The sequence below is a fragment of the Roseibium sp. JB4-4 genome (genome assembly GCF_055693425.1).
In genome coordinates this window covers 1,411,901-1,427,172 of sequence record NZ_CM146333.1, presented here as the reverse complement: position 1 = coordinate 1,427,172, position 15,272 = coordinate 1,411,901, and the positions used below count along the sequence as shown (strand labels likewise).

Here is a 15,272-nt window from a genome sequence, read left to right as displayed (position 1 = left end):
TTCTAATGTTCTAAAAAGAGTATAAAAAAGAAAATACTGTTCATTTTAAGAGAACAAATAATCAATGTTGTCCGTCTTGCCGCAAACGTTCGTCACCATTGTCGAAACCGGGTCGATAACGCGTGCCGCAGATGAGATGAACTTGGCCAAGTCCGCCGTCAGTCAAAACCTGAAGCGGCTTGAGACGGAACTTGACGTGAAGCTCGCTGTGCGCACGACGCGGCGTTTGTCACTGACGCCGGCGGGAAAGCGGTACTACCAAAAATGCAAAGAACTGGTTGCGTTGTCGCGACTTGCACAAACGGAAATGGAAGCCTTTGGCGCCAGGCCATCTGGGCCAATTACGATCACGGCTCCCCATGCATTGATCTCGACCGTCATAGCGCCGGCAATGGCGCATGTGAGGCGGCAGTTTCCTCATCTCAAGCCACAGGTTATCGCTGACGACAAACGGCTTGATCTGATTGCAGAAGGAATTGACGTGTCCCTAACCGTTGGAGACCTGCCCGACAGCAGTTTGAGGGCGCGCCGTGTTGGAGCCTTGCACGATATGCTTTGCGTTGCACCTGGCCTGCTCGATGCAGCACCTTCCCGTGACGATCCGACCTTCCAGGAATGGGTGCAGTCGCTCCCCTATATCGCTCATGCGCGCGAGCCGGAATATCTTGAGCACATCCTTCAACCTCAAAAGGACGGCACTCCGATACACCTTCATTTCACACCAGGTATCAGAAGCAACACGGTCGAGGCCATCGCAGCGCTCGCCCGGGAAGGCCTGGGCGTTGCGTTGCTGCCTGACATTGGGGTCGTTGAAGACTTGCGAACAGGACGACTTGTACCTCTTTTCGGAGAACACGCGCTCGAACAAACACCCGTATATGCTCTTCATGCTTATGAAAAGCTGTTGCCCGGGTCAGTTCAGGCAACCATCAAGGCAATTGAAACAACTCTCGCCGGTGCAGCAGACTGGCGATGATGCAAATTGGAGAGATGGCTGATCTTTGTGGGCCCGCTGTGCTGGGAATTGAAATCCGGATGGACCTGACTGCTGCCAGCCCTCGACGTTTCAAGAAATGTCAGGCAGCCTTTTTCTGCTTTGTTGCCTTCAGCTTCATCTTCATGAGCGACAGCAGGCGCCGGGCATCGGTTTCATCCAGCATGTGGTAGTTGGTCAGCCACTTGCTGCCGGTGCTTTCTGGAAACTTCAGGTGCTTGCAGCGTTCCTTGCAGATGGCTTGAAATTCCTTCGCGCCAATACCGGTTGCACGACAAACTGTGGCGATGCCTGTTGAATCGAAGCGAACCATCAGGTTGTGAACATATTTCATGTCCAGTCCGCAGAAAAAGGACAACAGTGCGACGGCATCCAGAAGATTATGCTCGATGGAGAGCTGATAGATTGCCTTGTTCAGGTTGGTTTTCTTTAGCCTGATGCCCATCAGCCATGCCTTCGGGCTGATCTTTGACGGGCGTTTGACAAGCTCTTTGCCGGCAGCGATATCTCCGTCGTCCTTGAAAAGGTCTTCAATCAATTCGTCATTCGACTTGCGCAGATGCCGGATGCGGTCTCCCAGCTGTTTGGGCATGTCTTTGACCAGGGACTCGAACACCGGCAGGGTGATCTCGGCACCCAGATTTGCGGCGACCGCATGCTTAACCTTTTTGCTGCCGCGTTTGACGAGGATACCGCCCAGATCCTTGCTGATATGGTCGCGTTTGGCCAACGCAAGCAGATAGGCTTCGTCCTTGGTTGCGGCGATATTTTGAAGATCTTTCTCGCGAAGGCAATTGGAGCGCTCCAGAACCGCTTGGGCGACCGGCAAATCATCGCTTGCCATCGCTACGGCAAGCTTGTTCGAAGTCGCCTCGACAGTGCAAAGGCGTTCGGACATTGTTTTCCGGGCTTCCAATTCCAGAGAATCGTAAACGCCTTCGAGCATATTGTTCAGGAGACTGGTTTCTTCTGATTGAGTGTCACTTGCCCGTGCTACAAGCAGTTCGGTCACGTGCTCTGCAAGCTCGTGTTTCTTGTCTGCGGAACTGTCTTTTGCAAGTTGAAGGAGCGACTCAGTCATGTTGATACCCTAAGTCAAAAGTATCACTGCAATTCATTTACAACCGGTGAAGAAAAAGCCTTTAAGTTGCAATCGCTTGGTTTCATAATGTGTTTTTTGCACTTTATGATTGAAATAAAGAATAAGCATGAATACCTACCCAATTCTGTACTCCTTTCGGCGATGTCCCTATGCAATTCGGGCGCGTCTTGCTTTTCATGCAAGCAGAAAAACAGTTGAACTGCGCGAGATTGTACTGCGCGACAAGGCTCCGGATTTTCTGAAAACGTCGCCATCAGCAACAGTTCCTTGCCTCAAGGAAGGTAACTTCGTGCTTGATGAAAGCTTGGACATCATGTTGTGGACGTTGCGTCAATCCGATCCGGAGCATTGGTTGCGGCCCGAAGTTGGGACGCTTGATGACGCACTTGAATTGATCGAAATATGTGACGGTCCTTTCAAGCACCATCTTGACCGTTACAAATACGATACCCGTTATCAGGACGCAGACAGAGAAACCGAGCGCAGCGCTGCCTCCGATATCCTCTGGCGGTGGGAAAAGCGCTTGTCGCAAGGCTCCTGGTTGATGGGAAAACGTGCGTCACTTGCCGATTACGCCATTCTTCCTTTTGTCCGCCAATTTGCCAATTCCGACCGAACATGGTTCGACGGAGAGGCTTGGAATGCCATCAAGGCATGGCTTGGTGCATTTGAGACTTCTGAACAATTCCAGGCCGTAATGCCCAAATGGTCTAGATGGCAGGCGGGGGACGCACCAGTGTTGTTTCCAGTTCCTTCGTCGTGAGAAGCAACTCTACAAAGGTTGTCTCCGGCTGAAGAGACCATTTGCCGATACTCTATTTTGTATGAACCACAGCGCAGAAGTCAGCGGTTTATTGCCGAAGCTGCGCGCCTCCAGCACAATCTTACAAAAACGTAATGCTACCGACAGGCGGCTGTAAGGAACGATTACCTAAGTTCTTTCTCGAACCGGAACGTGAGTCCCCGCAAGCGTTCCTGCAACGACCTTCAATTTGAAAGTCTACAGAGGAAGATAATATGCAAAACGGTCGGTCAGTTTCTCCCTTGCGGTCTCGCCGCGCCAAATTACTGGCAGGAGTATTCGCGCTCGGCGCTGCGGGTCTTTTGACCGCGCAAACCATAGTGCCCAGCCAGTTGGCGCACGCCGAGGCTGTACGCGTGAATGCAGCGTCTCCGGCGGACTTTTCTGACGTTGTCAGCACCGTAAGCCCTGCCGTTGTCAGCGTGCGCGTGAAGCAGGCAGCCGAGCCCCGCATGATGAACTTCAACGGCGGAGAGGGATCCCAGGAATTCTTTAAAGGCTTGCCAGACGGGCATCCGTTTGAACGCTTCTTCCGTGACTTTGGAAACCGTGGTGGTGAAGAAGGCCAGCGCGAGCGTCGCAATCCGCGTCAGTTCGGCATGTCCCAGGGCTCCGGCTTCTTCATCTCCAAAGATGGGTTTGTCGTCACCAATCATCACGTGATTGATCGCGGTACCGAATTTACGATCATCGATCAGAATGGTGATGAGTACAACGCAACCCTGATCGGCGCGGACAAGCGCACAGATCTGGCGCTGTTGAAAGTCGAAAGCGACAACGACTTTACCTATGTCGATTTTGCTGATGATGCTCCGGAAGTCGGAGAGTGGACTGTCGCAATCGGCAATCCGTTCGGTCTCGGCGGTTCTGTGACCGCAGGCATCGTCTCCGCTCGAGGACGCGATATCGGAGCCGGTCCTTACGACGACTTCATCCAGATTGACGCACCCGTCAATCGCGGAAACTCCGGTGGTCCGGCCTTCAACATGAAGGGTGAGGTGATTGGTGTGAATGCGGCGATCTTCTCGCCGTCTGGTGGCAATGTCGGTATTGCCTTCGCAATCCCGGCTTCGACCGCGCAAGATGTCATCATGGAGCTGAAGAACGACGGCACAGTCGTACGCGGCTGGCTGGGTGTTCAGATCCAGAACGTGACCGATGACATCGCGGAAAGCCTTGGCCTTGATCAGGCCCGCGGCGCCATCGTCGCGGAAGCGCAGGAAAACAGCCCGGCTCAGAAGGCTGGCCTGCGCTCAGGCGACACCATCCTCGCGGTGGACGGCACCAGCGTCGAAGGGCCTCGTGATCTGTCCAAGATTGTTGCTGCCTATGAGCCGGACACCAAGGTTGACGTTACCATCTGGCGAGACGGCGAAGAACAGGACGTGACCGTTACACTTGGCCGTCTGAAGGAGCAGGAACAGGCTGCTGTCGAACAGCCGCAGGTCGAAGAAACAAAAACCAGCCTTGATGAGTTGGGTCTGGTTCTGACCACCAAGTCCGAAGCTGGCATGGAAGGCAAGGGCGTTGTGATTGCGGAGATCGATCCGGAAAGTCCTGCGGCCGAAAAACGCCTCAGCACTGGCGACGTCATTCTTGAAGTCGCTGGGATGCAGGTGAGCAACCCGGAAGATGTTCTCAAGGCACTCGACAAGGCTGAAAAGGATGGCCGCAAGGCGGTTCTCTTCAGGGTCGAAACCAACAACTCAACACGGTTCGTGGCGCTTCCCATGAACCTTGCCTGATCAGGATCCGGTCCCGCCCCGGACCGGCCCCTGTGTGGCAAGACCGGCCTGCCCTCTGCCCCCAAACCCCGACAGGCCGGTCTTTGCCTAGGGTTTAGCCTCTAAACCCGCACTGACTGGCGGTGGCGTCTCACATCCATCGCCGCCGCCAGCCATTTTCATTCAGCGCAACTCACGGTAAAAGGAAGCTATGTTGAGGATTCTTGTTATCGAAGATGATCCCGAAGCGGCCAGCTACCTAGTGAAGGGTCTGACCGAACTCGGGCACACGGCCGACCAGGCCGCAGACGGTCAGACAGGGTTGCAGATGTCGCTGGACAGCGACTACGACATCCTCATTGTTGACCGCATGTTGCCCAGGCTGGATGGACTGTCCGTGATCCAGCAGCTTCGCGACGAAGGCAATCACACACCGGTGTTGATCCTTTCCGCCCTCGGTCAGGTGGATGACCGGGTCAAGGGTCTGAAAGCCGGCGGTGACGACTATCTGCCCAAACCTTATGCCTTTACCGAACTCCAGGCCCGTGTGGAAGCGCTTGCCAGGCGTCCGAAATCCGCCAGTCAGGTCGAAACAACCTATACTGTCGGTGACCTGACACTTGACCGTATGGCGCATTCCTGCCGCCGGGGCGAAACCGAAATTCCACTTCAGCCGCGAGAATTCCGTTTGCTGGAATACCTGATGCAGAATGCCGGTCAGGTGGTCACCCGCACCATGCTTCTGGAAAATGTCTGGGAGTATCACTTCGACCCGCAAACCAATGTGATCGACGTTCATATCTCGCGCTTGCGCAGCAAGATAGACAAGGGCTTCGCCACACCGCTTCTGCACACAATCAGAGGTGCTGGATACACGATCCGTGACACGGCTCACTAGATTCACCCGAACGACGGCATTCAAGCTGTCGTTGCTCTATGTCGGTGTTTTCACGGTCATGTCCGGCTTTCTTGTCGTCTATGTGGCTGAAAATACCGACCACCTGATGTCCGAACAGGTCGTTCAATCCGTTGATTCCGAGCTTAAGGGATTGGCGGATGTTTACGTTCGCGGCGGCGTCCGTGACCTGGTGGAAACCATCGACCGTCGATCCAAACATCCCGATGCCAGCCTCTATTTGCTGACTGACTTTGCCGGCAATGCCCTTGTCGGAAACATTGCCCGCCTTCCGACCGTCGTGCTCGAAGAAGCCGATGGCGGACTGCGCCGCGTTCGCTACACGAGGCTTGGTCAAAACACCGAAGACATTGAACGTCAGGCCATGGTGCGCACGTTTGAGCTGCGTGGCGGTTTTCGTCTTCTCGTCGGACGGGATCTCGGCGATCAGCTGAAATTCTCCAATCTTCTGGCGAATGCGTTGCGGCTCTGGCTCGTCGTGATTGTTTTGATGGGGGCGATCACCTGGTTCTTTGTCAACAGCCGCGTGATGAAGCGCATCGACGATATTTCGGCAACGAGCCGGACGATTATGCATGGCGATTTGACTGGCCGGCTATCCGTTGCCGGAAACAATGATGAATTCGATCGGCTCGCGGTCAATCTCAATACCATGCTGGAACGCATTGAGTTGCTCATGCAGTCGATGAAGGATGTGACAGACAACATTGCTCATGACTTGAAAACACCTCTCACGCGTCTTCAGACACGCATCGAAGTCGCTCTGCGCGACTCCAAGGGAGAGGAAGGGTATCGCGACGCCCTTGAAGCAACACTTGACGAGACCGACCACCTGCTTCGCATTTTCAACGCGTTGCTGAGGATCGCCAGAATTGAATCGATGGCACCTGGAACGGTTATGGAACCAACGGACCTGAACAAAATGGTCGCGGAAATCGCCGAGCTCTATGAGCCGCTCATTGAAGATGAAGGGGGCCGCCTAGAGACTGATGTGCCTTCCGGCCTTTATGCCGAGTGCAACAAGGACCTGATCAGCCAGGTTCTGGTCAACCTGACAGAAAACGCATTGAAATATGGCCGACCCGACGAGGGAAGCCTCTTGATCAGAATGTCGGCAAGCCTGGAAGACGGCCGTGTGCAGCTGTCGGTAAGCGACAACGGCGCCGGTATTCCGGAGAAGGATCAGGACCGGGTTATAGAGCGGTTCGTGCGTCTAGAAGAAAGCCGTTCAGAACCTGGAACCGGACTTGGATTGAGCCTTGTCAAGGCAGTCGCCCGCTTGCATGGAGGAGAGTTGCGCTTCAAGAATGAGACACCGGGCCTGTCCGCCCGGATCGACTTGAAGCGGGCGGAGCCGGATGGCAGCGGGAGCGGAAATGGACAAGGCGGGAAAACCGGAGACGAAGCCCCTTGATGGCGAGAACGGCACCAGAGGAAGTCTTGCTGACCGGATAACCATTGTCCCAAGGACACCAGATCCGGACCGTGCAGACCTCTTCCTTAAAGACCTGTTGGACCATCCCGAGGCGGGCGAAAGCCTGAAAGACCTGTCCCGGGAAAAACCGAACCTGAGAGGTTTTCTTTCAGGCATAATTTCCAACTCACCTTATTTGCGCGATTTGATGCTTGCTGACCCGCCGCGCTTGTTGGCCTTGCTGCAAGAAGTGCCTGAGGCGCGCATCAGTCGGCTGCTGTCAGAAGCAGAAAATGCGGTTGCGGAAGATGAAGCCGGTATCATGCAGGCCCTCAGACTGTTCAAGCAGGACCTTGCCCTGACGTTGGGGCTGGCGGATGTCGGCGGAGTGATTGGATTGGACCGGGTAACAGGAGCGCTTGCCGGTTTTGCCGACGCTGCCCTGACTGCTGCTATCCGGTTTTGTCTCACGGATCTGACCCGCCGCAACAAGTTTTTACCTGTTGACGCCGAGCGGCCTGAGATCGACAGCGGAGTGATCGTGCTTGCAATGGGCAAACACGGTGCAAACGAACTCAATTACTCCTCGGACATTGATCTGATCGTGCTCTATGACCCGGATAAGGCGCCAATGTCCGGCAATGCTGAAGCACCTGTGGAATTTGTTCGCATGACCCGGCGCCTGGTAAAGATCATGCAGGACAGAACGGCTGAGGGATACGTATTCCGAACCGATTTGCGTCTGCGCCCCGATCCGGGAGCAACGCCGCTTGCAATGTCTGTTCCCGCGGCATTGGTTTATTACGAGTCACTTGGGCAGAATTGGGAGCGAGCAGCTCTGATCAAGGCACGCCCCTGCGCTGGGGACATTCCGGCGGGCGAGGAGTTTCTCAGAGAAATTGCACCTTTCATCTGGCGTAAATATCTTGACTTTGCAGCGATATCGGATGTGCAATCGATCAAGCGGCAAATCCACATGCACAAGGGTCACGGCGTTATCGCGGTTGCCGGCCACAACGTTAAACTCGGACGTGGCGGTATCCGAGAAGTGGAATTTTTCGTTCAGACACAGCAGCTGATTGCAGGCGGGCGCAATCCGAAATTGCGCGGACGCCGGACACTTGAAATGCTCGATGCGCTTTGTGATGCGGATTGGATCCGGGTGCGTGCAAGAGATGAGCTGAGGCACGCCTATGGCTTCTTGCGGGATGTCGAACATCGCATCCAGATGATGAATGACGAGCAGACCCAGCTTCTGCCGAAAGACAGCGAAGGCCTTAATCGTATCGCGTCGCTGATGGGATTTGAAAGCCTGCCTGACTTCGAGGAGGTCTTGCTCGATCATCTGCGCAAGGTGCAGCATCACTATGCTGAACTCTTCGAAGATGAGCCTGGCCTGTCGTCTGAACTCGGCAATCTGGTTTTCACCGGCGATGATCATGATCCGGACACGCTCGATACGCTGGCAAGGCTCGGATTTAAGCAACCGTCCGAAGCCGCCAACATTGTCAAATCGTGGCACTTCGGCCGGTACCCCTGCACCCGGTCAACCAAGGCCCGTGAACGGTTGACAGAAATGCATCCCTCTCTGATTGGAGCGCTTGCGGCAACTGATAACGCCGATGCAGCGCTCAGAGCATTCGACAGTTTTCTGTCAAAACTCCCCGCTGGCGTGCAGCTGTTTTCGCTTTTGAGATCAAACCCGCAATTGCTCTCGCTTCTTGCAACGACGATGGGAGCCGCCCCGCGCATGGCCGAAACGGTCTCAAAGCGTGTGCACGTTCTGGACGCCGTTCTTGATCCGGCCTTTTTCGGCGCCATGCCGAGCGTTCAGGAGTTTCGTGTCGGACTTGACCGTACACTTGCTCAGTCTCGCTTTTACGAAGAAGCCTTGGACAGGGCGCGCATCTTTACTCAGGAACAACAGTTTCTGATCGGCTTGAGGCTGATCTCCGACACGCTTTCTGCCGACCGGGTCGGGTTTGCCCTGGCCAGACTGGCGGAAGTTGTTGTTGACCGCATCCTGCGGCAGGTGATGGTCCATGTCGGCGAGAACCACGGCAACGTTCCAGGGGGAGACGTCGCAGTTCTTGCCATGGGCAAACTTGGCGGGCGGGAGATGACCGCTGCCTCTGATCTTGATCTGATTTTGCTCTATGAAGCTCCTGAAGATGTCAAAGAGTCCGATGGTCGAAGGCCATTGGCGATTTCACAATATTACACCCGCCTGACGCAAAGGCTTGTGACCGCTCTTTCCGCACCGACAGCAGAAGGCTCCCTTTATGAGGTCGACTTCAGGCTGCGCCCGTCCGGCAACGCTGGTCCACTGGCGACAAATCTGGGCGGCTTTATCGCCTATCAGGAAAGGGATGCGTGGACCTGGGAACATATGGCTTTGACCCGTGCCAGAGTGATTGCGTCATCGTCGCCGGAGTTCAGAGCCAAGATCATCGGGAGCATCTGCAACACGCTGACCAAACCACGTGACCTCGTGCAACTCGCCGACGACGTGCGGGCAATGCGGGCGCGCATCGAAAAGGAAAAGGGGACCAAAGATGTCTGGGATCTGAAACAGGTTGCCGGTGGGTTGGTCGACATTGAATTCATTGCTCAGTTCCTGCAGTTGGCGAATGCAGAAAAGAGCAAGGAAATTTTGGCGCAGGGGACCGAAGAGGCTCTTGAAAAGCTGCGGGACGCTGGCTTCCTGGCACTGGACGATGCAGAACTTTTGTTGGAGGCGCTGCGCCTCTACCACAGGCTTACGCAAATCCTTCGGCTCGTGCTATCCGGCAAGTTTGTGTCTTCCGAGGCTCCGGGCGGAGTGCTTGATCTGCTTGTGCAGGCGTCTTCGAGCCCGACATTTGCACGCCTGGAAATCGAACTGGGGGAGCTGCAAAGCAAGGTTCGTTCGGTGTTCGTGCGACTGATTGGAAAAGTCGAGATCGAGGAATGATCAGTTTTGCGCGACTACGCGGCATCTGCCTCGGCAATCGGGAGCGTGAAGCTGACGGTCGTACCCTTTTTCACCTTAGATTCAATCGTCAGCTTGCCGCCATGCAGTTCAACCAGTGAGCGGGCAATGGCCAGTCCAAGACCGGAGCCCTGGTGGGTTTTGGTAAACTGGTTTTCCACCTGAACGAACGGCTGCGCAAGGCGTTCTATGTCGCGCTCCGATATGCCTATGCCTGTATCGGTCACCTCGAAGCGCAGCTTGTCGCCACGCGGGATGGCCCGCAAGGTGACCGTGCCGTTGTCCGGCGTGAATTTCACCGCATTGGCCAGCAGGTTCAAAAGGATCTGTTTCAGCGCCCGCTTGTCCGCCAGGACCTGATAATCGTCCGACACGTCCTCGACCACAGTGATGTTCTTTTCGGTCGCAGCACCAGTGACGATCCGGCCTGCATCTGCTGCCGCCGCCGTTGCGCTGACAATCTCGGTTTCGATGGACATGCGCCCAGCCTCGATCTTGGACATATCGAGGACGTCGTTGATCACATTGAGCAGGTAAGTTCCGGAGGAATAGATATCCTTGCAATAGTCATTGTAGCGATCAGTACCAAGCGGCCCGAACATCTCCTGCGTCATGATGTCGGAGAAGCCGATGATCGCGTTGAGAGGCGTGCGGAGTTCATGAGAAATATTTGCAAGAAACTCCGATTTGGCCTGGTTGGCAGCTTCGGCCCGGGTCTTTTCTTCCTGGTACTTGTCCGCCATTTCCACGAGCTGACGTGCCTGGATCTCAAGCGTCTGACGGGATTTCTGCAGATCGGAAACCGTCGCCTTCAACCGTTTTTCCGACTCCATCAGTTTTTCTTCGTGTTTCTTCAGCGCAGTAATGTCGGTACCGACAGAAACAAAGCCGCCGTCTTTGGTACGGCGCTCAGAAATCTGCAGCCAGCGCCCGTCTTCCAGCTGCGCCTCATAGGACCCTTCGGGCGCTCCGCCGCGCTGTGTCACGGTGATTGGCCTCGGAGCAACTTCTGAATTGGAAGCCGCCTCCATGACTGCCTGATATGGCGTTCCGGCCTTGATGACCGCGCTCGGCAGGCTGTGCAGCGATTGGTAGTTGGAGTTGCAGATGACCAGTTCGTTCTTGGCATTCCAGAGAACAAACGCTTCTGAAATGGTTTCGATCGCATCGCGCAAACGCAGGTCGGCCATTCGGCTTTGCTCTGCCAGCTCATGCTGCTCGGTGATGTCGATGCAAATACCGATCAGATGCGGTTCTGCGCGGCCGGGTTCAGACTGGATTTCACCGCGAGCCCGGAGCCAGATCCAGCTTCCGTCTGAATGCCGCATGCGAAAGGTCTCGTCGACCAGTGTTTCGCCGCTTTCAAGCAGATGCTCGGCAAGGCCGAGGAGGTCGATATCATCCGGGTGGGTGATGTCTGCGACATCTGCAAAGCTCAGAATATCGTCTTTGGGCTCCCGCCCAAGCAACTCGTAGAGTGAAGACGACCAGAACATCCGGCCCCTGGAAAGATCCCAGTCGAAGAGACCGCAGCGGCCATGGGTGAGGGCGGTGTCGATCCGTCCTCTTGTGGTCGCATACATTTCGTCAGCGGATTCCGCACGTGTTGCCTGACTGAAGAATCCGTAGATCACCGCTAAAAGAACCAGGGATGTTCCGACGAACAAGGTTACGTTGGCCGAAAGATCATTGCGCCAGCTCGAATAGATGTCCGTTTCCGGCTGAACAACGGCGATCATGCCGAGACGGCCGGACAAGTGATGGACAGTCGCGAAGACTTGCTCTTCCTGGTCGAGGCCGCCGATGTCCACGGGAATGGAGAGAACGCCGGCTCGAGCACCAAAGACCGTCAGCGGTTGTGACGGGCCGAGCAAATCGGTGATTGGCCGGCTCTCAAGGCCAGGTTGAATGGGGGCGGTCGCAACAACGGTGCCTGATTTGTCGGCAACAATGTAAATACGTCCCTTGCTGGTAGCGCCCGCGGGCAGGCTGTCTGCAAGAATACGCTTGAGGGTGGTCCTGTAGCCGGTGTCCGGCAAGGTCGGTTCAGATGCTTCCAGACTGCTTGCAACAACAGTTGCCATCAGGCTGAGTGTTGTCTGCGCCGAGCGCTGCGTGTCTGTATATCCGTTTGCCAGTTCACCGGCTCGGAATATCGCAAGGACGATGATGAAGATGATGGCGAGGCCCGGGATAATACGGCGCATCAGGCTGTCTGATCTCGCCAGACCCGAAGAGAGGGCGGTGAGCAGAGAGCGGAGAGACAAGCTGATGTCGCTTGTTCTTGTTTCTCCGTTTGACTCCTTATCGCCGCGCCGCGCAGATGCGTCGCCAGCCAATGCTCGCGCCATAGGAAGTGTGCCTCAAAAACCGCCGTCTCGGGGTCGGCCCCGAATCACTTCCATTTGAATCAAAACACGAGTTCTTGTCCAGACCTTGCCAAGAAGAAAATGGTTAACGCCGCGCCGCTTTACGCGCTGTTGCGTTAACCTTTTCCAGTATTTCACACTATTGCAGTGTTCTGTCGACGATATCGCGGCTGTCTCTTGACAGATTTTCGAATGATGAAACCCTCAAGAGGGCAGTTTCAGCAAGGGCAGAACGTTGTGGGTCTAGTGCGCGCCACGAACGAAAACTGGTCAAAAGCCTGGAAGCTACCTGTGGATTTCGGCGATCAATCTCCAATACTGATTCGGCAACAAGCTCAAATCCAGCACCATCGCTTCGTGCAAACTGTGTCGGATTGCCTGTGGCAAAGGATTGCAGCAAAGAGCGCACCCGGTTGGGGTTACCGGCATCATAGAGCGGGTGGGATTTGAGCGCACGAACCTTTGCCAGGGCATCTTCTCCAGGGGCTGTCGCCTGCGTCACGAACCATTTGTCCATGGCCAGAGAATTGCCCTCATGGCGATTAAGGTAAGCGGCAAGAGCCTCGTCTTCCTTGGCAAGGTGGTCATGAACAAGCAATGTCAGTGCGGAAATTCTGTCGGTCATGTTGTCCGCAGCTGCAAACCTTTCCCAGATCGTTTCAGCGGCCCCTGCCAGTTCAGACACGGCGACAAAGGAAAGCGCACGATTGGCGAGTGCGCGCTTGCCGGCGCTGACCGCATCTGGAGAAAAGGAACCGTTTGGCGTGGTAGACTTGGCAATCGACTGAAATTCAGCCCCGTGTGCAGCTGCAATGGCCTTTCGCAGCAGCTGGCGCGCCTCATAAACGGCATCTGGATCGACGTTCTTGCCGATCTCCTGTGCGATGTCGGCTTCACTGGGCAGGGCCAGGGCCTGTGCACGCAGTGCTTCATCCAGCAAGGCGTCGGTCAAAACATTGCCGATCACTGCAATCGTATCCGTCGACGGCGCGGCGCAGTTTCCCTGCCTTGTGTCGCCGGTCAGGCGAACGAGATCCTTCATCAAAAGGCTTTGAACGGCCTGCCACCGATTGAAGGGATCGCCGTCATTGGCAGCAAGGAACACAAGTTCGTCTTGCGACAGGGTTTGATTGAGCCTGACCGGTGCGGAAAACCCCCTGAGCAGCGACAGGACGGGACGGGAGGCGACATTGCCGAAGGTGACCTTCTGGTGTGCCTTGTCGAGTATCAGTACGTCGCCTTGAACGCGTGCACCCTCGGAAGCGACCGTATCAAGGTCGTTGCCATTTGCGCCTATCAATCCGAAACGCAGTGGAATAACAGCTGGTTTGCTGGTTTTCTGACCGGGAACAGGCGGGATTTCCTGGGACAGTGACACCGTAAATGTCTTTGAACCTGCATCGTAGTCGGTTTCCGCCGTTACAACCGGCGTGCCGGCCTGCTCATACCAACGCGAAAACTGATCGAGATTGGTTGACGCTGCTTCGGCAAAGCACGCCAGGAAGGCCTCGATCGTGGTGGCTTCACCGTCGTGCCGCTCAAAATAGAGATCCAGTCCTGCCTTGAAGGCATCATCACCAATTAGCGTTTTCAGCATTCGGACGACTTCAGCGCCCTTTTCGTAAACCGTGGCAGTATAGAAGTTATTGATTTCATGATAAGTTCTTGGTCGAACCGGATGCGCGAGCGGGCCTGCATCTTCCGGAAACTGATGCGACTTGAGCAATCTGACATCTGCGATCCGCTTCACGGCGCGCGAACGCATATCGGAAGAAAACTCCTGGTCGCGAAAAACCGTCAGACCTTCCTTCAGGCACAGTTGGAACCAGTCCCGGCAGGTGATGCGGTTGCCCGTCCAGTTGTGAAAGTATTCATGCGCGATCACGGCTTCTATGTTTGCAAAATCCTGATCAGTCGCTGTTTCCGGATCGGCGAGAACATATTTATCATTGAAGATATTGAGGCCCTTGTTCTCCATCGCCCCCATGTTGAAGTCCGAAACTGCGACAATGTTGAAGACGTCCAGATCGTATTCGAGGCCAAACACTTCTTCATCCCAGCGCATGGAGCGTATCAGCGAGTCCATAGCCCACGCGCACCGGTCTTCCTTGCCGTGTTCAACATAAATGTTGAGTTCCGCTTCGTTGCCGGATTGCGTGGTGAAACGGGCAGGGACGCGGGCAAGGTCACCAGCCACAAGCGCGAAAAGGTAAGCGGGTTTGGGATGCGGGTCGTGCCAGACTGCAAAATGCCGCCCCGTGTCACCCAATGGTCCCTGTTCAACAAGGTTACCGTTGGCCAACAGAACCGGACATGCGTCTTTTTCGGCTTCCAATCGGGTTGTGTAGACGGAAAGGACGTCAGGCCGATCGAGGAAATAGGTGATGCGGCGGAACCCTTCTGCTTCGCATTGCGTGCAATAGGTGCCGGACGAACGGTACAGTCCCATAAGCTTGGTATTGGCATCCGGGTTGAGGCGGGTGATGATCTCAAGTTCGAACGGCTCCTCCGGTGGCGTGAAAAGCTCAAGCCGATCCGCCGTTGCACTGAATTCGTGCTGGGCAGGGGCCTGTCCGTCAATGGTCAAGGACACGAGTGTCAGCTCGTCGCCGTCCAGTTCCAACGGGGCACCGGGATGCGTCCCGTCTTGCCGAGCGATGGACAGCACTGCCCGTACGATGGTTTCGGTTGGTGCAAGTTCGACACGAAGATCGACTGTTCCAATGCGGTATGCAGGCGGTTGATAGTCTTCCAGCCGGATGGCTGGCGCCGTTTCAGAACGCATCTGGATCTCCCGAGTGACAATGGCCAAGCGATGGCAGAGGGTTAGGCTCCCGCGTTAACATGATCGCGGAACATGGCAAAGTCTAGATTCCATGGCAGACAGTTGATCCCCAATTCCAGCAGCTGGTGAAGGCAATCGAAGCTCAAGTTTTGACGCGGCTCTGGCCTTTGTCTATGTGAGGGGCAACGTCACTTG

9 protein-coding genes are annotated in these 15,272 nt (G+C 55.4%); 6 read left to right on the top strand and 3 right to left on the bottom strand.

All coding sequences use genetic code 11. The annotated features are described in order from the left end of the window. Window positions 1–64: 64 nt before the first annotated feature. On the top strand, window positions 65–976 hold the full coding sequence (locus ACZ1HV_RS06600; protein ID WP_472717649.1) for a LysR family transcriptional regulator: 912 nt from the start codon (window positions 65–67) through the stop codon (window positions 974–976). A 100-nt stretch (window positions 977–1,076) separates the two neighbouring features. Here ACZ1HV_RS06600 and ACZ1HV_RS06595 read toward each other — a convergent pair whose 3' ends face one another. Beyond that, entirely contained in the window at window positions 1,077–2,075 is a 999-nt protein-coding gene (locus ACZ1HV_RS06595; RefSeq protein ID WP_472717648.1) for a DUF2336 domain-containing protein, read from the bottom strand. A 127-nt stretch (window positions 2,076–2,202) separates the two neighbouring features. On the opposite strand from ACZ1HV_RS06595, the gene ACZ1HV_RS06590 reads away from it, so the two are divergent. From ACZ1HV_RS06590 to ACZ1HV_RS06570, 5 genes are all read left to right on the top strand, one after another. Next, the gene (locus tag ACZ1HV_RS06590; protein ID WP_298815973.1) at window positions 2,203–2,859 is read left to right on the top strand and encodes a glutathione S-transferase; all 657 of its coding nucleotides are present in this window, start codon (window positions 2,203–2,205) and stop codon (window positions 2,857–2,859) included. Between the two features lie 254 nt (window positions 2,860–3,113). After that, window positions 3,114–4,643: a Do family serine endopeptidase gene (locus ACZ1HV_RS06585; RefSeq protein ID WP_472717647.1), complete on the top strand. Its 1,530-nt coding sequence runs from the start codon at window positions 3,114–3,116 to the stop codon at window positions 4,641–4,643. A 190-nt stretch (window positions 4,644–4,833) separates the two neighbouring features. Next, entirely contained in the window at window positions 4,834–5,520 is a 687-nt protein-coding gene (locus ACZ1HV_RS06580) for a response regulator transcription factor (protein WP_298815978.1), read from the top strand. Further along, window positions 5,504–6,952: a sensor histidine kinase gene (locus tag ACZ1HV_RS06575; RefSeq protein ID WP_298815980.1), complete on the top strand. Its 1,449-nt coding sequence runs from the start codon at window positions 5,504–5,506 to the stop codon at window positions 6,950–6,952. Before ACZ1HV_RS06580 ends, ACZ1HV_RS06575 begins: the two co-directional genes overlap by 17 nt. Beyond that, complete coding sequence (locus tag ACZ1HV_RS06570; RefSeq protein ID WP_472718408.1) at window positions 6,915–9,905, top strand: bifunctional [glutamine synthetase] adenylyltransferase/[glutamine synthetase]-adenylyl-L-tyrosine phosphorylase; 2,991 nt, start codon at window positions 6,915–6,917, stop codon at window positions 9,903–9,905. Before ACZ1HV_RS06575 ends, ACZ1HV_RS06570 begins: the two co-directional genes overlap by 38 nt. 14 nt (window positions 9,906–9,919) lie before the next feature. Here ACZ1HV_RS06570 and ACZ1HV_RS06565 read toward each other — a convergent pair whose 3' ends face one another. Both ACZ1HV_RS06565 and pepN read right to left on the bottom strand, forming a co-directional pair. Continuing rightward, a complete protein-coding gene (locus tag ACZ1HV_RS06565) occupies window positions 9,920–12,130 on the bottom strand; it encodes a PAS domain-containing sensor histidine kinase (protein ID WP_472717646.1) in 2,211 nt (736 codons plus the stop codon). A gap of 301 nt (window positions 12,131–12,431) precedes the next feature. Continuing rightward, window positions 12,432–15,077, bottom strand: coding sequence for an aminopeptidase N (gene pepN / locus ACZ1HV_RS06560; protein WP_472717645.1), 2,646 nt, complete (start codon window positions 15,075–15,077; stop codon window positions 12,432–12,434). Between the last annotated feature and the right edge of the window lie 195 nt (window positions 15,078–15,272).